This is a genomic window from Pseudomonas sp. Irchel 3F6, assembly GCF_900187595.1.
Taxonomy (GTDB): domain Bacteria; phylum Pseudomonadota; class Gammaproteobacteria; order Pseudomonadales; family Pseudomonadaceae; genus Aquipseudomonas; species Aquipseudomonas siliginis.
The window spans coordinates 523828-541238 of the sequence record NZ_FYDP01000003.1 but is presented as its reverse complement, the minus strand read 5'-3'; the positions used below and the strand labels follow the sequence as shown (position 1 = coordinate 541238).

General features: G+C 60.3%; 15 protein-coding genes and 1 pseudogene. 4 read left to right on the top strand and 12 right to left on the bottom strand.

Annotated features, from left to right (window positions below):
- Positions 1-19: 19 nt before the first annotated feature.
- The 6 genes from CKW30_RS14055 to CKW30_RS14030 all read right to left on the bottom strand — a co-directional run bounded on the left by CKW30_RS14055 (position 20) and on the right by CKW30_RS14030 (position 6207).
- Positions 20-1261, bottom strand: coding sequence for an SfnB family sulfur acquisition oxidoreductase (locus CKW30_RS14055; RefSeq protein ID WP_095181109.1), 1242 nt, complete (start codon positions 1259-1261; stop codon positions 20-22).
- 263 nt (positions 1262-1524) lie between these two features.
- Positions 1525-2289: a hypothetical protein gene (locus tag CKW30_RS14050; protein ID WP_095181108.1), complete on the bottom strand. Its 765-nt coding sequence runs from the start codon at positions 2287-2289 to the stop codon at positions 1525-1527.
- Between the two features lie 462 nt (positions 2290-2751).
- Entirely contained in the window at positions 2752-3501 is a 750-nt protein-coding gene (tcyN, locus tag CKW30_RS14045; RefSeq protein WP_076565047.1) for an L-cystine ABC transporter ATP-binding protein TcyN, read from the bottom strand.
- Positions 3502-3505: 4 nt separating this feature from the next.
- A complete protein-coding gene (gene tcyL / locus CKW30_RS14040) occupies positions 3506-4171 on the bottom strand; it encodes a cystine ABC transporter permease (protein WP_016772200.1) in 666 nt (221 codons plus the stop codon).
- The gene (gene tcyJ / locus CKW30_RS14035) at positions 4171-4971 is read right to left on the bottom strand and encodes a cystine ABC transporter substrate-binding protein (RefSeq protein ID WP_095181107.1); all 801 of its coding nucleotides are present in this window, start codon (positions 4969-4971) and stop codon (positions 4171-4173) included. Before tcyJ ends, tcyL begins: the two co-directional genes overlap by 1 nt.
- Positions 4972-5214: 243 nt before the next feature.
- A complete protein-coding gene (locus CKW30_RS14030) occupies positions 5215-6207 on the bottom strand; it encodes a D-cysteine desulfhydrase (protein WP_095181106.1) in 993 nt (330 codons plus the stop codon).
- A 190-nt stretch (positions 6208-6397) separates the two neighbouring features.
- Here CKW30_RS14030 and epsC point away from each other — a divergent pair, with 190 nt between their 5' ends.
- Both epsC and betT read left to right on the top strand, forming a co-directional pair.
- The gene (gene epsC, locus CKW30_RS14025) at positions 6398-7324 is read left to right on the top strand and encodes a serine O-acetyltransferase EpsC (protein WP_024011175.1); all 927 of its coding nucleotides are present in this window, start codon (positions 6398-6400) and stop codon (positions 7322-7324) included.
- A gap of 473 nt (positions 7325-7797) precedes the next feature.
- Positions 7798-9759 carry a choline transporter BetT gene (betT, locus tag CKW30_RS14020; protein ID WP_167333564.1) on the top strand — a complete coding sequence of 654 codons (1962 nt, stop codon included), beginning with the start codon at positions 7798-7800 and terminating at the stop codon, positions 9757-9759.
- Positions 9760-9783: 24 nt separating this feature from the next.
- On the opposite strand, the pseudogene CKW30_RS14015 reads toward betT, so the two are convergent.
- Positions 9784-10041 (bottom strand): annotated as a pseudogene (locus tag CKW30_RS14015) (hypothetical protein).
- A gap of 161 nt (positions 10042-10202) precedes the next feature.
- Between CKW30_RS14015 and CKW30_RS14010 the strand changes: the two are divergent.
- Both CKW30_RS14010 and mgrA read left to right on the top strand, forming a co-directional pair.
- Positions 10203-10385 carry a hypothetical protein gene (locus tag CKW30_RS14010; RefSeq protein ID WP_095181105.1) on the top strand — a complete coding sequence of 61 codons (183 nt, stop codon included), beginning with the start codon at positions 10203-10205 and terminating at the stop codon, positions 10383-10385.
- A gap of 193 nt (positions 10386-10578) precedes the next feature.
- The gene (gene mgrA / locus CKW30_RS14005; RefSeq protein ID WP_076565051.1) at positions 10579-11616 is read left to right on the top strand and encodes an L-glyceraldehyde 3-phosphate reductase; all 1038 of its coding nucleotides are present in this window, start codon (positions 10579-10581) and stop codon (positions 11614-11616) included.
- A 199-nt stretch (positions 11617-11815) separates the two neighbouring features.
- Here mgrA and tauD read toward each other — a convergent pair whose 3' ends face one another.
- The 5 genes from tauD to gshA all read right to left on the bottom strand — a co-directional run bounded on the left by tauD (position 11816) and on the right by gshA (position 17255).
- Positions 11816-12658 (bottom strand): taurine dioxygenase, encoded by an 843-nt coding sequence (gene tauD / locus CKW30_RS14000; RefSeq protein WP_095181104.1) that lies wholly within the window; start codon positions 12656-12658, stop codon positions 11816-11818.
- Between the two features lie 66 nt (positions 12659-12724).
- Positions 12725-13558: a taurine ABC transporter permease TauC gene (gene tauC, locus CKW30_RS13995; RefSeq protein ID WP_095181103.1), complete on the bottom strand. Its 834-nt coding sequence runs from the start codon at positions 13556-13558 to the stop codon at positions 12725-12727.
- Positions 13555-14349 carry a taurine ABC transporter ATP-binding subunit gene (gene tauB / locus CKW30_RS13990; protein ID WP_095181102.1) on the bottom strand — a complete coding sequence of 265 codons (795 nt, stop codon included), beginning with the start codon at positions 14347-14349 and terminating at the stop codon, positions 13555-13557. The genes tauC and tauB overlap by 4 nt, the downstream gene beginning before the upstream one ends.
- Before the next feature lie 15 nt (positions 14350-14364).
- Entirely contained in the window at positions 14365-15342 is a 978-nt protein-coding gene (gene tauA, locus CKW30_RS13985; RefSeq protein WP_024011179.1) for a taurine ABC transporter substrate-binding protein, read from the bottom strand.
- A 329-nt stretch (positions 15343-15671) separates the two neighbouring features.
- Positions 15672-17255, bottom strand: coding sequence for a glutamate--cysteine ligase (gene gshA, locus CKW30_RS13980; RefSeq protein ID WP_095181101.1), 1584 nt, complete (start codon positions 17253-17255; stop codon positions 15672-15674).
- Positions 17256-17411 lie beyond the last annotated feature (156 nt).

Here is a 17411-nt window from a genome sequence, read left to right as displayed (position 1 = left end):
CTCCAGATGACTGGTCGTCTCAGATCCAGGAATGGCGAGCCGGCAAAGTGCCGTTCAGGCGATAGGCGCCGACTGCGTGATATTTCCAGCGCACCGGGTCGTGCAGGGTGTGCACGCGGGCGTTGCGCCAGTGGCGGTCGAGATTGAATTCGGCGAGGGTCGCGCGGCTGCCGGCCAGTTCGAAGAGCTTTTCGCTGGCCAGCAGCGAAATCTCGGTGGTCAGCACTTTTGCTTCGGCCACGGCGATCGAAGCGCGTGCGGCGGATTCGGCAGTCAGCGGCGCGGCGTGGACTTCATCGAGCACTTGCCCGGCCTTGCGCAGCAGCGCTTCGGCGGCGTGCAGTTCGATTTTCAGTTTGCCGATATCGGCGATCACGTAGAGGTCATCGCTGGCGCGCTCGACCTTGGCGTCGATCCATGGTCGCGCGCGGCTTTTGACGAAGTCGATGGCGTCGTCGATGGCGCCACGGGCGATGCCAGCGTCGATGGCCGCTTGAATCAGCTGCGACACTGCGCCTTGGGTGTTCGGCTTGTCGTTGATCTTCCAGTTGTCGATGACGAGGCTCGACTCGACGCGTACGTTGTTCAGCAGGATCGTGCCGCTGGCGGTGGTGCGCTGGCCGAAACCCGACCAGTCATCGACGATGCGCAAACCTGGCGTGCCGCGACGGACGAAGGCCAGCACTTGCTTGCCGTCATCGTTGAGCGCTTTCACCGCGACCCAGTGGGCGAACAGGGCGCCGGTGGAATAGAACTTCTGGCCGTTGATCACGTAGTCGTCGCCATCTGCACTGATTCGCGCCTTCAGTTCCAAGGTGTTTTTCGTGCCGCGTTCCGGGCCGGCATTGCCGATGCGCCAACCTTCCAGAACACTCTGGAACAGCTGCTTTTTCTGCGCTTGGGTAGCGGTGCCGAGCACCAGATGGATGATGCCGAACTGGTTTTGCGGAATCTGTCCGAGCGCCGGGTCGGCGGCAGAAATGATCGCGAATACTTCAGCCAATGTGACGAAGGAAACCTGCGGGCCACCGTATTCGCGCGGGATGGCAATGCTGCCCAGACCGCTGCGGGTGAACTGTTCGATTTCCGACCATGGCAGCTTGCGCTGACGGTCGCGTTTGGCCGCCTGCACGCGGGCGGCCTGCGCCAGCTCGTGGGCGGCCTTGATGGCTTGAGCGTCGTTGCGCAGTACTTGCGCGGGCAACAACAGTGGGGCGATGTCCAGATCGGACTGCAGATTCGCATCTGCCAGACTGGACATCAGTGCCGCTCCCTGGCTGCACGCAATGCCCTGGCGATCTGCACTGGGGTGATTGTGTTCCGGACCATACCTACCTCACATCTCATGAAAAACGCCGCGGAGTGCGACGATTGAAAGAATGTCCGGTGGTCCGGTGCATATACCCTAAGCGTGTATAAAAATTAAATGAACTAACTTTTAGGAATATGCATAGAAGGGTGGATGTTCGGCTTGGTTAACGAGGTTCAGGTGAGAGATAACTGACCTCCCACCTTGAGCAGGTCTCACTTGGTACGTGATTCAGCGGCCTTGAATTCGGGCTTCAACGGGACTTTCACGTACGGATTCACGCAACCGATTTTGAGTGTGCGCGGCGGTGCCCAGCGCGAGTTGTTACCGACCCGGTCGAGGATGCAGTAGGTCACGTCCAGCCGCAGGTCTTCGCCCGCTTCGACAATGACCGCCGGTGGCACCCAGACCTGAATCGGCAGCCCGACGTCGGCCGCAGTGAGCGCCGCCAGATCCATGCGCACATCACCCCAGCGCAATGTGATGGCGTCGTCTTCGGCCATGTTCAGATAAGGCTCGATAGTCAGCGGCACGCCGCGTTTGATCTGGCTGGGGTTGACGCCCTGGCGGCGAATCGCTTCGGGGATGATCACCGGTGCCAGTTGCTGGTTTTCATCTTCGCAGTGCGCAGCGGGCTGGCCACCCGGGCAATCGAGTTTGACCTGTATCCGCGTCGTTGCCGAAAGCGCGGGGCCCTGGCCGACCTGCATCACGCGGTAGTGAATGCGCGCGGTGCCATTGGCAATGAAACTCTCCGGCACCCGCAGGCTGACCGACTCGCCCACATCGGCCGCGCTGAGGACTTTTGACGCGACATAGCATTTGTCCCAGAACAGTTCGATCAGATCGCCAACGTCCATGTCGCAGTAGGGCGGCACGTCGATGAGCAGGTGAGCTGCCGTTGCCAGGTTGATGCCGGTTTTTTGTGCGCATGCCAGCGTTGGCGCTGCAAGTTCGGGTGTGTGCGAAGTGCGGGTCATCGGTTTCTCTCCTTGAAGTCTTGCAGCGAAATCCGTTTCTGGAAAACAAAAAAGGCGCGAATCAACTGGCAATAAAAGCGACAAGTATTTGCTCGGTATTAGTGCGGGTTGTTTGAACTAATGGGCGCCGGTTGCCGACTAGATAAAAGTCTGCGGAGAGGGGTGTCAATAGAGGGGATTAGTTAATGCGTAAATTACAAGTTAATCAGAAAGCTCCTACGTCATCGAGGCACTAAGCCTAGGCGTAAGCGCGAAATCAGCTACAGATAAACAGCGGTTTCGCGGCGTTTTGTGCGGGTTCGTTCACCGGCAAACGTGTGGAAATATGACGAGTCGAGAACGTGCGTCATCGTTGCGCAATGTATATCTGCGCGCACAAGTAATAAATATTTAGAAGAATGAAATGCCGGGGGAGGGATAACTTCCGTCCGTGGAAGTTGAGGGCTGTGGCAGAGAAAGTTCTCAGGCGTGATTCAGAAACTTGCTGAGAAACTGTTTGGTGCGTTCTTCTTTCGGGTTGGCAAACAGTGCCTTGGCTTCACCTTGTTCAACAATTACGCCCTTGTCGAAAAACACCACGCGATTGGCCACGTCACGGGCAAAACCCATTTCATGGGTGACAATCACCATGGTGCGATTTTCTTCGGCAAGACCGCGGATGGTCGCCAGCACTTCGCCGACCAGTTCCGGGTCGAGGGCGGAGGTCGGTTCGTCGAACAGAATGACTTCCGGCTCCATCGCCAGCGCCCGGGCAATTGCCACGCGCTGTTGCTGGCCACCGGAAAGCCGGCGCGGATACGCGTCCTCCTTGCCGGCAAGCCCCACTTTGGTCAGCAGCTTTTTACCCAGAGCAACTGCCTGGTCGCGCGGCATCTTCTTGACCACGATCGGGCCTTCGATGACGTTTTCCAAAGCGGTGCGATGGGGGAACAGGTTGAAGTTCTGGAACACGAAGCCGACGTGCTGGCGCAGGTTGCGCACCAGACTTTGCTGCTGGTTCAGCGGACGGCTGGTATCGATTTCGATATCGCCGACCTTGATCCGGCCGCTGGTGGGTTCTTCGAGGAAATTCAGGCAGCGCAGGAACGTCGTTTTCCCCGAACCACTGGGACCGATGATCGCGACGACTTCGCCTTCCTTTACCTCAAGGTCGATGCCGTTGAGCACGACCTGTCCCTTGAATTGCTTGGTCAGTTTTTCCACGACAATCATCGCGTCAGGACTCCTGGTCGTGCCGATTGACCCGCTCTTCCAACTTGTTCTGCAAGTGCGAAAGCACCGTGGCCAGAATCCAGTAGATCAGCGCGGCGGCAAGATACATGGTGAAGACTTCAAAAGTCCGGGCGGTAATCAGCTGCGCCTGACGGAACAGCTCCGGCACCTGAATGGTCGCGGCCAGCGCCGTGTCCTTGACCAGCGAAATGAAGCTGTTGCCCAGCGGCGGTAATGCCGTGCGCATCGCTTGCGGCAGGATGGCCCGGCGCAGGGTCTGCGCGCGGGTCATGCCGATACTCGCAGCAGCCTCCCACTGACCGCGTTCGATCGAACCGATCGCGGCACGAAGGATTTCACAGGCGTAGGCGGCCATGTTCAGCGAGAAACCGATCAGCGCTGCTGGCAGCGGATCAAGCTCCATGCCCAGTTGCGGCAAGCCGTAATAGATCACGAACAGCTGCACCAGCAACGGCGTGCCGCGAAAGAACGACACGTAGATGCGGGCCAGCCAACTGACCGATTTGAAGCGCGACAGGCGCATCAGCGCGAGGCCGAAGCCCAGCAGCAGACCGAAGAACATCCCGCCGAGGCTGAGGACTACCGTGTAGTACGCGCCCTTCAACAAAAAGGGCGCGGAATCCAGCGCGAGTTGGAAAGCCTCTTCCATTATTTAGTGACGTCTGCGTTGAAGTATTTCTTCGACAGTTTCTCAAGAGTGCCGTCAGCACGCAGTTCGTCGAGCGCCTTGTTCACCGCAGCCAGCAGTTCAGGCTCGCCTTTGCGCAGGGCGATACCGGATTCCTGACGCGAGAAGGCCTCACCGGCAGCTACGGTTTTCGGGGCTTTCTTGGCGTATTCGAGGGCAGCCAGACGGTCGATCAGGATGGCATCGGTACGACCGTTGTTGAGGTCGGCGAATTTGGTCGGATCATCATCGTAGGTGCGCACGTCAGCACCCGGCACGTTGGCGCGGACCCACTGCTCGTAGTTGGTACCCAGGCCGACACCGACTTTCTTGCCGGACAGGTCAGCGGCAGTCTTGATGTTCAGCGCCGACTCTTTGCTTTTCAGCACGAGGGCCTGGATGCCGGAGACGGTGTACGGTTCGGAGAAGTCATACTTCTTCTTGCGCTCGTCGGAGATGGTCACTTGGTTGACCACCAGATCCAGACGCTTGGATTCCAGTGCGGCGAGGATGCCGTCCCATTTGGTCGGCCGGATCTTGGCTTTGACGCCAAGTTTCTGCGCCAGGGCTTCGGACAGCTCCACTTCGAAACCGGACAGCTTGCCGTTCTCGTCGACATAGCTGAACGGAGGGTAAGTGCCTTCCAGGCCGACGTTGAGAACGCCCTTGTCCTTGATCTGTTGCAACTGCTCACCGGCCACTGCCTGACCGATCAGGCCGGCGCTCAGTGCCAGACCCAGCGAACCGACCAGCAGAGTGCGACGTAGTGCGGAAAAATTCATGACAAGCCCCTGTGTTTTCTTATGGAAGACGCTTAAGGAATGTAGGCAAATTGGTGATTTGAACGACAGCGCTATCCTGCCTTAAAGCAGCTTAAGCGTCTCGCCCGAAATTCGCCTGCGGCGAGACTATAAGATGTGATCGTTAGACTTGAAAATACTTAATATCAATTTTTATATTCACTTTCTGCATAAGATCATTCCCACGCTCTGCGTGGGGAACAATCACCATCTCTTGATCTGCTCTTACAGAAAATCCTTGTAGGCAAACAACGCCGGCGCGCCCCCGGTGTGCAGGAAGATGATCGGGCCGTCATCGAATCGCTGCCGGCCAATCCCGTCTAACAGGCCGGCCATGGCCTTGCCGGCGTACACCGGGTCAAGCAACAGACCTTCCTGAGCCGCCAACAGTTTCACCGCCGCCAAAGTACCGGCATTCGGCTCGCCGTAACGCGGGCCGAAATATTCGTCCCACAGCTTGACCTTGAAACTGGCCGGCAACTCGATGCCCAGCAGCTCAGCGGTGCATTCGGCCAAACCCTGAACCTTCGGGCGCTGATCTTCTTCACTGCGCGAAACGGTCACGCCGATCACCGGCAGTTGCGGCAGCACCTCACTCAGCGCCAGTCCGAGACCACTGTGAGTACCGGCACTGCCTGAAGCCAGCACCACAGCGGCGAAATCGAGGCCGCTGTCCTTGATCTGCTCAGCCAGTTCCAGCCCGGCGCGCACATAACCCAGAGCACCAAGGGCGTTGGAGCCGCCGATCGGCACCAGATACGGCTTCTTGCCGTTGCTGCGCAGGCGCACGGCCAGGGCGGCCAGTTGTTCGTCGGCATTATCGAGGTTGTCGACCAGCTCGACTTTGGTGTCGAACAGATCCAGCAGCAAGCGGTTGCCGTTGCCGGTGTAATTTCCATCATCAGTGCCGAGCGGGTTTTCCAGCAGCGCCACACAACCGAGGCCGAGTTTCGCGGCCAGCGCGGCGGTCTGGCGCACGTGGTTCGATTGCAACGCACCGGCCGTGATCAGCGTGTCAGCACCTTGCGCGAGCGCGTCGGCGGCCAGGTATTCGAGTTTGCGCAGCTTGTTGCCGCCCATCGCCAGCGGCGTCAGGTCATCGCGTTTGATGTACACCTCGCGACCGAGCCAGGTGGACAGGCGCTCGAGTTTTTCCAGCGGCGTGGGGTGGCTCAGCAGTTCGAGACGGGGGAAGCGTTGCAGCTGTTGTTTGATCATGGGTCCGTACTGGCGCAGAAGAATGAAAGGACTATAGGCACGCGTTTTTGCACGGGCAACCGCCAATCGCTTATAGCCAAATGGACTGAGGCCAGCACTATCGGTTCTTAATTCGTCGGCAAAGGCATGCCGTAAAGTAGGCGCCGTTGACGCGGCCAGACAGTCCGGCCGCCCGTGAGGAGTCTTTACCGTGAGCGAGCGTTCCAGCCATTGGCAATTGCAGACCATCGTCAGCCAGCTGCGCAGCGCGCGGGATCAGTGGCGCGCACAGAATGGCCGGGCTTCAGGGGAGCAGGGCGGCCGCGAATTGCCATCGCGAGCGGCGATGGCGGAAATCCTCGAGGCGCTGTGTGGCGCGCTGTTCCCGATGCGTCTGGGGCCGGTCGATCTGCGTGAAGAAAGTGAAGACTTCTACGTCGGCCACACGCTTGATGTAGCGCTCAATGCATTGCTGGCGCAGACGCGCCTGGAGCTGCGTTACGTTGCCCGCCACAGCGCGCAGGACGACAGTGAAGTCGAGACCCGCGCCATTCAGATCGTGCAGGATTTTGCCCTCGCATTGCCGGGTTTGCGCACGCTGCTCGACACCGACGTGCTGGCGGCCTACCACGGCGACCCGGCGGCGCGCAGCGTTGATGAAGTGCTGCTGTGCTATCCGGGCATTCTTGCGGTGATTCACCATCGCCTGGCGCACCATTTATACCGTGCCGGACTGCCACTGCTGGCGCGGATCAGCGCGGAAATCGCGCACTCGGCGACGGGCATCGATATCCACCCGGGCGCGCAGATCGGCCGCAGTTTCTTTATCGATCACGGCACAGGCGTAGTGATTGGCGAAACCGCGATCATTGGTGAGCGGGTGCGCATTTATCAGGCGGTGACGCTGGGGGCCAAGCGATTCCCGGCGGATGAGGACGGCCAGTTGCAGAAGGGCCATCCGCGTCATCCCATCGTTGAGGATGACGTAGTGATCTATGCCGGGGCGACGATTCTCGGACGGATCACCATCGGCAAGGGCTCGACCATTGGCGGCAACGTCTGGCTGACGCGCAGCGTGCCGGCGGGGGCGAATCTGACGCAGGCGAATCTGCAGCATGATGACGGGACGCAGAAGTAGGCCGTGGAATCCTTTTCCCCTCACCCCAGCCCTCTCCCGGAGGGAGAGGGGGCCGACCGAGGTGTTTTGCGTCATACATCGACCTGAAATACCGGGTCGATTATGGATTCGGCACGGTTTCCACAGGTTGGCGCACATTCTGAACATCCCCCAATCAGTCCCCTCTCCCTCTGGGAGAGGGTTAGGGTGAGGGGCTTTTGATTCTTGCTTGGCGCAGTGAACGAATCTCACAAAACCCGCGTCATAAACCTCCTCGGGCGCTGTAGGAAACCTACCGCCCAGCCCTGCGATTAGTCCTTACCGCCCCATTCATGTTTAACTTGAACGTTCATTCAAGTTAAACCGGTGGTTCGCTGCCCGCTCACAACAGGAGGCTTGCCTTTGCTGAGTCCGATCATTTCAGCCACGTTTCAACCCTTCGAGGTGCACCTTTCATGAGTGCATCGTCTACCCCCGCCAGCGGTCTGGTGCGCATGAATCCGCCGGTGTTCTACTTCGCCGCGACGGTCATTCTGCTGTTTGGTCTTGTCGTCATCGCCATCCCCGAGCAGGCCGGCGCCTGGTTGCTGGAAGCGCAAAACTGGGCGGCCAACACGGTCGGCTGGTACTACATGCTCGCGATGACCCTGTATCTGGTCTTCGTGGTGGTCACCGCCTTATCCGGCTACGGCAAGATAAAACTCGGTGCCGACCACGACGAACCCGAATTCAGTTACCTGTCCTGGGCCGGCATGCTGTTCGCCGCCGGGATCAGCATCACGCTGTTTTTCTTCTGCGTCTCCGAACCGCTGACCCACATGCTCCAGCCACCGCAAGGCGACGCGGGCACGGCGGATGCGGCACGCCAGGCGATGCAGATCCTGTTCCTGCATTGGGGCCTTCATGGCTGGGGCGTGTTTGCCTTCGTCGGCATGGCACTGGCCTATTTCGCCTATCGGCACAACCTGCCGCTGGCCCTGCGTTCGGCGCTGTATCCGCTGATCGGCAAACGCATCAACGGCCCGATCGGCTATGCGGTGGACGGCTTCGGCATCATCGCCACGGTGTTCGGCCTTGGTGCCGACATGGGCTTCGGCGTGTTGCATCTGAATTCCGGTCTGGATTATCTGTTCGGCATCGCCCACACCCAGTGGATTCAGGTCGGCCTGATCACGCTGATGATGGGTGCGGCGATCATTGTGGCCGTCTCCGGCGTCGACAAAGGCGTACGGGTGATGTCGGACATCAACATGCTGCTGGCCTGCGGGCTGCTGCTGTTCGTGTTGTTCGCCGGGCCGACACAGCACCTGCTCAACACCCTGATCCAGAACGTCGGCGATTACCTCGGCGCGCTGCCGATGAAGAGTTTCGACCTCTACGCCTACGACAAACCGAGCGACTGGCTGGGCGGCTGGACCGTGTTCTACTGGGCCTGGTGGATCGCATGGTCGCCGTTCGTGGGCCTGTTCATCGCGCGGATTTCCCGTGGCCGCACCATCCGTGAATTCGTCTTCGGCGTGCTGTTGATTCCGCTCGGTTTCACCTTGGCGTGGATGTCGATCTTCGGCAACAGCGCCCTGGATCAAGTGCTCAATCACGGCATGAGTGCGCTGGGCATGTCGGCCATCGACAATCCGTCGATGAGCATTTATCTGCTGCTGGAAACCTATCCGTGGAGCAAGACTGTCATCGCCGTGACGGTGTTCATCAGCTTCGTGTTCTTCGTGACGTCTGCGGATTCCGGCACCGTGGTGCTCTCCACCCTGTCGGCGAAAGGCGGCAACCCGGATGAAGACGGGCCGAAATGGCTGCGGGTCTTCTGGGGTGCGATGACCGCGCTGATCACCAGCGCACTGCTGTTTTCCGGCAGCATCGACGCGTTGAAGTCGGCGGTGGTGCTGACCTCATTGCCGTTCTCGTTGATTCTGCTGCTGATGATGTGGGGCCTGCACAAGGCGTTCTATCTGGAGTCGCAGAAGCAGATCGCGCAGTTGCATTCGCTGGCGCCGGTCTCCGGTTCGCGGCGTGGCACCGGTGGCTGGCGTCAGCGCCTGAGTCAGGCCGTGCACTTCCCGTCCCGCGACGAGGTGTACCGCTTCATGGAAAGCACCGTCCGCCCGGCGATCGAAGAAGTGACCGCCGTGTTCGTCGAAAAAGGTCTGCACGTGGTTACCCAGCCGGATCCGGCGCATGACAACGTCAGCCTGGAAATCGGTCATGGCGAGCAGCATCCGTTCATCTATCAGGTGCAGATGCGCGGCTACTTCACGCCATCGTTCGCGCGCGGCGGCATGGGTTCCAAGCAACTCAACAATCGCCGCTACTACCGCGCCGAAGTGCACTTGAGCGAGGGCAGTCAGGACTACGATCTGGTCGGCTACACCAAAGAGCAGATCATCAACGACATCCTCGACCAGTACGAACGGCACATGCAGTTCCTGCATCTGGTGCGTTGACCGACGGCTGCGCGCCGGGTCTGCTCAGGACTCGGCGCTCAGCAGCATGAACAACACCATTGCTGCTGCCGGCACGCCGAATACCGCGCTGCCAAGCGCTATTTCCGTACCCAGCGGCCGCCCGCATGAACTACGCCGACTGCGCCATTGATCAGGGATCGCAAGCCATAGCGCTGCGAAGCGGTAGGCCATGGTCTGGCGGCTGAAGCCAATGGGGTCGCCGATGTAAAGCATCAGTGCGAGCAGGACCAGGCCGGAGAAAGTGATGATGGTGATGTGCATGGCAGTTTTCGCCTGGTGAATGGGTGTTGCCTGATTGGCCGCCTTCGCGAGCAGGCTCGCACCCACAATGGATCTCGGCTGGACATGAATTTCATGTTCACAGGAGAACTCTGTGGGAGCGAGCCTGCTCGCGAAGGGGCCAACTCGGTGTCACTTTGAGCATGGCCAATCCAGCGAGGCTGAAGCGCAGGAAAAAATGTGAAACGTTTCAGCAATTGGTCGAACCGGAGGTCGGCGTCGCGCCGCTTGGGCGTATGCTGGGCGGGTTGTTCAGAACTGAATATGAAGGCCGCACGCTGCGGCAGAACCTGGGGCTGGTTCGACCTGCAAATCGCTTTGCATGATTGATGGGGCTTTTGTGGCGAGGGGATTCATCCCCGTTCGGCTGCGAAGCAGTCGTAAAACCAGCGCATTCGGTACACCAGATTCGCCGAGGTTTCAGATTTTGGGGCGGCTTCGCCATCCATCGGGGATAAATCCCCTCGCCACAAAGGTGTCCGGTTGCAGATGACTAAAAGACAGACAAGAGAGGATTCGATGACTTACACCGCTGCCGAAAATCGCTACGACTCCATTCCTTACCGCCGCGTCGGCCGCAGCGGTCTGGTGCTGCCGGCCTTGTCGCTGGGCCTGTGGCACAACTTTGGCGACAGCACGCCGATCGAGACCCAGCGTGCCTTGCTGCGCACCGCGTTCGATCTGGGCATCAACCATTTCGATCTGGCCAACAACTACGGCCCGCCATACGGCAGCGCCGAGATCAATTTCGGTCGCCTGCTGCGCGAAGACTTCAAGCAGTATCGCGACGAGCTGATCATCTCCAGCAAGGCCGGTTGGGACATGTGGCCTGGCCCGTATGGTCAGGGCGGCGGTTCGCGCAAATACGTGCTGGCCAGCCTCGACCAGAGCCTGCAACGCCTCGGTCTGGACTATGTGGACATCTTCTATTCGCACCGCTTCGACCCGGACACCCCGCTGGAAGAAACCGCCAGCGCCCTTGCCACCGCCGTGCAGCAGGGCAAGGCGCTTTACATCGGCATCTCGTCCTACTCAGGGGTGAAGACCCGAGAAATGGCCGCGCTGCTGAAAGAGTGGAAAGTGCCGCTGCTGATTCATCAGCCGGCGTACAACCTGCTCAATCGCTGGGTGGAAAAGGATCTGCTCGATACCACCGATGAACTCGGCACGGGCGTCATCGCGTTCACGCCGCTGGCGCAGGGCTTGCTCACCGACAAATACCTCAACGGCGTGCCGGCCGATGCGCGAGTCAATCGCCCGGGCGGCGGCTCGCTGCAGGCTTCGCACTTGTCCGAGGCCAACATCGCTCACGTGCGAGCGTTGAACGAGATCGCCCAGCGTCGCGGCCAGAGCCTGGCGCAACTGGCACTGGCGTGGACGCTGCGTGATCCACGAGTGACCTCGGCGCTGATTGGTGCGAGCCGGCCGGAGCAGATCATCGAGAACGTCGGCGCGCTGAAGAATCTGCATTTCAGTGCTGAAGAGCTGGCGGAGATTGACCGGTTTGCCCAGGAGGGCGGGATCAATCTTTGGGAGAAGCCTTCGACGGCGGAGTGAGCCACCCTCACCCCAGCCCTCTCCCAGAGGGAGAGGGAGCCGACCGAGGTGTCTTGCGTCTTACATCGACCTGAAATACCGAGTCGATTATGGATTCAGCAAAGTACGTTCAGGTCGGCGTACTTCTACAGCATCCCCAATCATTCCCCTCTCCCTCCGGGAGAGGGTTAGGGTGAGGGGCTTTTGCCTTTAAAAGGGCTCAGCGAAAAAACGGCACATCCCCCAACACCGTCGCCCGCTGCATCACCCGCCGCGCCGGGCGGTAATCATCCACCGCGTAATGCTGCGTCACGCGGTTGTCCCAGAAGGCGATGTCGTCCTTCTGCCAGCGCCAGCGAATGGTGAATTCCGGCCGTGTCGCGTGGGCGAACAGAAATTTCAGGATCGCCTCGCTCTCGGTTTCCGACAATTCGTTGATCTTTGAGGTAAATCCTTCATTGACGAATAGCGAGCGCCGCCCGCTCACTGGGTGGGTGCGAATCACCGGGTGCGACAGCGGCGGATTCTTGCGCCGCGCTTCTTCCCACTGCGCCAGCGCCTCAGGCGTGTTGCCGTAGCGCTCGAGCGGAAACGAACGAGTGAAATCGTGGGTGGCCGTCAGACCTTCGAGCAGGGTTTTCATCGGCGCCGACAACGCTTCATATGCCGCGATGCCGCTGGCCCACAATGTGTCGCCACCGAACTCCGGCAGCAACTTGGCGCTGAGCACTGCGCCCATCGCGGGTGTTGGCAGGAAGGTCACGTCGGTGTGCCAGATCGCGTTATCGCGCACGTCGGTGACGGCGGTGTCGAGGATCAGCACTTCCGGTTGTTCCGGCACGTTCGGGTAGATCGGATGAATGTGCAGGTCGCCGAAATAATGCGCGAAACGTGCCTGCTGTGCCGGCTCGATCGGCTGGTTGCGGAAGAACAGCACCTGATATGTGAGCAGCGCCTGTTCGATGACGTCGCGGTGTTCCAGGCTCAGCGGCTGGCTGATGTCGACGCCGTTGATCTGCGCACCGAGGGCCGAGCTTAACGGGGTGATGTTGAGGGTGCTCATGGTCTTTCTCTTCAATTCGGTGAAACCACCCTTCGGCAGCTCCTACATGTGTGATTCAAAAATGCTTCAGTGCGCCTGGCCGTGCCATGGCACCAGTCTGCGCTGCAATGCGCGCAGGCCCATTTCCATGGCGAAGGCGATCAGGGCGATGACCAGAATTCCCAGCACCACGACATCGGTGACCAGGAATTGCGCAGCCGACTGCACCATGAAGCCCAGGCCAATGGTGGCCGCGATCAGTTCAGCGGCGACCAGGGTCGACCAGCCAACCCCCAGGCCAATGCGCACGCCGGTGAGAATGTCCGGCAGGGCGCTGGGCAGAATCACATGGCGAATCAACTGCACGCGCGTCGCGCCCAATGACTGAGCGGCGCGCAGTTTTGCTGGATCAACCGTGCGCACGCCCGTCGCGGTGGCAATGGCAATCGGCGCAAAAATCGCCAGGTAGATCAGCAGCACTTTCGACAACTCGCCAATGCCGCACCAGATCACGATCAGCGGCAGATAGGCCAACGGCGGAATAGGACGGTAGAACTCGATCAGTGGATCGAGCACGCCACGGGCGATGCGGTTGGCGCCAATGGCAATGCCCACCGGCACGGCGGTGAGAATCGCAAAAGCGAGACCCAGGCCGATGCGGCTCAGGCTCGCGCCCAGGTGCTGCCACAGCGTCGAATCCATATATCCCGAGGTCGCCAGCAGCCAGCCTTTTTGCAGCACGGCAGAGGGCGGTGGCAAGAACAGCGGTTCGATCAACTCGGTAGCGGTCACCGCCCACCAGACCGCCAACAGGCCGAACAGGGTCAGCAGGCTGATCCAGCGAGTGCTGAGGCTGCGGCGCACCGGGATGCCCGCCGAAGGTGTTTTCACCGCCGCAGCGGAAACCTCGTAACTGCTCATGCGCGCTCCTGCCGGGTTACGGCGCTGCGTTGCGAGAAGACTTTGCTCAGTACATGCTCGCGGGTTTCGATAAAACGCGGATCGGATTTGATCGCGCGGGCCGACTCGCCAGCGGCGTAACGCTGACCGAAATCCAATTGCAGGCGCTCAACGATCTGCCCCGGATTCGGTGCCAGCAGAATCAGGTCCGTGGCGAGGAACACCGCTTCTTCAATGTCGTGGGTAATCAGGAAAACCGGCTTGGCCGTGCGTTGCCAGACTTGCAGCAACAGTTCCTGCATCTGTTCGCGAGTGAACGCGTCGAGGGCGCCGAAAGGCTCGTCCATCAGCAACACGCGCGGGTCGGCGGCGAGGGCGCGGGCGAGGCCGACGCGTTGTTTCTGGCCACCGGACAATTGCCAGATGCGTCGGTCTTCGAAGCCGGCAAGATCGACCAGCGCGAGCATTTCACGGGCGCGCTGTTCGCGTTTGTCCTTGCCGACACCGGCCAGTTCGAGGCCGAAGGCGACGTTGGCCAATACGTCCTGCCAAGGCAGCAAGGCGTCGTCCTGAAACACCACGCCACGTTCGGCGCTCGGGCCTTTGACCGGCACGCCGTCAAGGGTGATGCGCCCGGCACTCGGCTCGACGAAGCCGGCAATCAGGTTCAACAGCGAAGTCTTGCCACTGCCGGACGGGCCGAGGGCGACCAGCAATTGCTGCGGCCCCAGGGTCAGAGAAATATCCGCCAGCACCGGCTCCGGGCTGCCCGGGTACTGTGCGCTGATGCGCTCCAGCTGTAGCAAGGCCATCGCTGTATCTCCCGATCAGTTGGTGATGTATTTGGCGCTGACGTAAGGCGCGTAGTCCGGCAGGACGGCTTCGACCTTGCCTTGCTCCTTGAGGAACGCGGCGGTGTCAGTGATGGCTTTGGTGGTCGGCGCGCCGAGGTCACTGACCTGATCCGCCGCCAATGGGTAGACGTTGCCCTGCAGCAGCAATGGGATGTCGCTGGCCTTGGCGCCGGAGAGTTTGACCAGTTTGTCGACGTTGCTCTGATTGGCCAGCCAGGCCTGCGGATCCTTGCGGTAAGCGGCGTAGGCGTCGAGGGTGACCTTGGCGAACGCGGTGACGATTTCCGGGTGCTTCTCGGCGAAGTCCTTGCGCACGATCCAAGCGTCGAAGGTCGGCGCGCCGAACTTGGCCAGTTCGCCGGAGGTGATCAGCACTTTGCCGTTTTCCTTGGCGACGCCCAGTGCCGGATCCCAAACGTAAGTGGCGTCGATATCGCCGCGTTTCCACGCCGCGATGATGGCTGGCGGCGCGAGGTTGAGCACGGTGACTTTCGACGGGTCGATGTTCCAGTGCTTGAGCGCGGCGAGCAGGCTGTAGTGCCCGGTGGACACAAACGGCACGGCGATTTTCTTGCCGATCAGATCCTGCGGAGTCTTGATGCCGGAACCATCACGCGCGACCAGTGCTTCAGCGGCGCCGATCTGCGTGGCAATCAGGAAGGTTTCCACCGGCACTTTGCGGGTGATCGCGGCGGTCAACGGGCTCGAACCGAGATAGCCGATCTGCACATCGCCGGACGCGATGGCGGCAATGATGTCGGCACCGTTATCGAATTTGCGCCAGCTGATATCGGCCTTGGTGGCTTTCTCGTAGGCGCCGTCGGCCTGAGCGACCTTGGCCGGGTCGACGGTAGTCTGGTAGGCGACGGTGAGATCGGCCGCCTGGGCCAGGAAGCTTGCAGCGGCCAGCGAGGCGGCGGCGAGCAGGCGAAGCGGGAAATTCAGTTTCAATTGAGAGCTCCAGATCAGGCGACCGAATGTCGGCGTGAATGGAGACTAAATGATCTAAGAATCGCGAAATAAATAACTTTTTCGAATGAGCTTATGAGCGGAAAAATCTAAGGATAGGAGAGGGTGTGGGGATTTCGGATGATTCGTTCGACGTCAGAACTTTGCCCCTTCACCCCAGCCCTCTCCCCCAAGGGGGCGAGGGGGAAAGGGAGCTGATCTTCATGCTTTTCAAGGCCTGAGTTCGGCCCGGTATTTCAGGTCGGTGTAGCTCGCAAGAACAACGCGGTCAGTCCCCTCTCCCTTTGGGAGAGGGTTAGGGTGAGGGGCTTTTAATTGCTGATGGCGAGGATGCTCGCCTGATACGCGCCAACAAACACATCGAAATCGCCAACCTCGTTCTGTTCAAGCTCGGTCTGCTGCGCCAGCGATGCGCGCGCCAGTTCTTCAAACTTCGCTTGCTCGTCAGCCGCCAACGGCTCGCTGCGGAAGAACTCGGCGTGGGTCTGGCTCTGGCGCAGGGAGAACTGCGCAAAGCTTTCCTTGTGCTCGGCCATGGCCGCCAGCACCTGCGCCGATGGGGTCAGGGACGGGTCGTTGACCTTGGCCAGTTGCGCATCCAGGGCCTTGCTGTGGGCATCGCCGCCGACGCTCTGGTCGAGCATCGCCGACAGCGGAGCAATCTGTTCCAGCAGTTCGGCCGCCCATTGCTTCATCTCGACCCGTTGACCGTCACGCTGCAATTGCAGGCCCGGACGGCGACCTTCCTTGACCACGCTGAGGAAGTTCGAGGTGGCGTTGCCGCACGAAGTGTTGGTCAGCAGCGGGCTGTCGTTCAGCGCGCAGTACAGCAGGAAGGCGTCGATGAAGCGCGATTCGGTGAGGTCGATGCCCATCGGCAGGAACGGGTTGATGTCCAGGCAGCGCACTTCGACGTACTGGATGCCGCGCGCCATCAGCGCCTGGATCGGCCGCTCACCGGTGTAGGTCACGCGTTTCGGGCGGATGTTGGAGTAGTACTCGTTTTCGATCTGCAGGATGTTGGTGTTGAGCTGCACCCATTCGCCATCCTTGTGCGTACCGACTTCTACATACGGCGCATACGGCGTGGCCACGGCTTCGCGTAGGCTGTCGGTGTAGCTCGCCAGGTCGTTGTAGCACGGTGTCAGGCCGGCCTGGGCATTGCTCTGATAACCGAGATCGCTCATGCGCAGGCTGGTGGCGTACGGCAGATACAGCGTGTCCGGGTCGAGCTGCTCGAGCTGATGCGAACGCCCGCGCAGGAAGCCGGCGTCCAGCGCCGGCGAGGCACCGAACAGGTACATCAGCAGCCAGCTGTAGCGACGGAAGTTGCGAATCAACGCGATGTAGGAAACCGATTGGAAATCGCGGTCGGTGCCGACGAAACCTTCGGCCTCGCGCAGCAATGGCCAGAGCTGTTCCGGCAGGGAAAAGTTGTAGTGAATCCCGGCAATGCATTGCATGGTCTTGCCGTAGCGCAGGGCCAGGCCCTTGCGATAAACGTACTTGAGCTGACCGATGTTGGAGGTGCCGTAATAGGCGATCGGAATATCTTCCTCGGCCGGCAACGGGCACGGCATCGATGGACTCCACAGGTACTCGTTGCCGAGTTTGCTGTAGGCAAAACGATGAATCTTGTCCAGGCTCGCCAGCGTGTCGGCAGGATCCGGCAGGGCTGGCGTAATGAATTCCAGCAGCGACTCGGAGTAGTCGGTGGTGATCTGTTCGTTGGTCAGCGCGGAACCCAGGGCTTCGGGGTGCGGCGTTTGCGCCAGGCGACCTTCACTGGTCACACGCAGGCATTCACGTTCGATACCGTGCAGGCACTGCTTGAGCAGAGAGAGGTTGGCGCGCTCGCCGAGCAGAGCCAGGCGGCGGTTGAGAAGTTCGCTCAATTTGGATTCCTTCACGCGTCAGTCGCCCCAATATGGGGGTGGGCAGGACGGTCTACAAGGGTGAAGTTGAAACTGGCGTTATCGCCTGGTTTGTAGCGGCAGGCCATTTGCCGGTCAGTCAAGAACTGCACAATCCCTGTGGGAGCGAGCCTGCTC

What these genes read in the sequence shown, in the direction of transcription:
- CKW30_RS14055 (WP_095181109.1), bottom strand. Translation starts at nt 1,261, where the DNA reads ATGTCCAGTCTGGCAGATGCGAATCTGCAGTCCGATCTGGACATCGCC.
- CKW30_RS14050 (WP_095181108.1), bottom strand. Translation starts at nt 2,289, where the DNA reads ATGACCCGCACTTCGCACACACCCGAACTTGCAGCGCCAACGCTGGCA.
- tcyN (WP_076565047.1), bottom strand. Translation starts at nt 3,501, where the DNA reads ATGATTGTCGTGGAAAAACTGACCAAGCAATTCAAGGGACAGGTCGTG.
- tcyL (WP_016772200.1), bottom strand. Translation starts at nt 4,171, where the DNA reads ATGGAAGAGGCTTTCCAACTCGCGCTGGATTCCGCGCCCTTTTTGTTG.
- tcyJ (WP_095181107.1), bottom strand. Translation starts at nt 4,971, where the DNA reads ATGAATTTTTCCGCACTACGTCGCACTCTGCTGGTCGGTTCGCTGGGT.
- CKW30_RS14030 (WP_095181106.1), bottom strand. Translation starts at nt 6,207, where the DNA reads ATGATCAAACAACAGCTGCAACGCTTCCCCCGTCTCGAACTGCTGAGC.
- betT (WP_167333564.1), top strand. Translation starts at nt 7,798, where the DNA reads ATGAATCCGCCGGTGTTCTACTTCGCCGCGACGGTCATTCTGCTGTTT.
- CKW30_RS14010 (WP_095181105.1), top strand. Translation starts at nt 10,203, where the DNA reads ATGGCCAATCCAGCGAGGCTGAAGCGCAGGAAAAAATGTGAAACGTTT.
- mgrA (WP_076565051.1), top strand. Translation starts at nt 10,579, where the DNA reads ATGACTTACACCGCTGCCGAAAATCGCTACGACTCCATTCCTTACCGC.
- tauD (WP_095181104.1), bottom strand. Translation starts at nt 12,658, where the DNA reads ATGAGCACCCTCAACATCACCCCGTTAAGCTCGGCCCTCGGTGCGCAG.
- tauC (WP_095181103.1), bottom strand. Translation starts at nt 13,558, where the DNA reads ATGAGCAGTTACGAGGTTTCCGCTGCGGCGGTGAAAACACCTTCGGCG.
- tauB (WP_095181102.1), bottom strand. Translation starts at nt 14,349, where the DNA reads ATGGCCTTGCTACAGCTGGAGCGCATCAGCGCACAGTACCCGGGCAGC.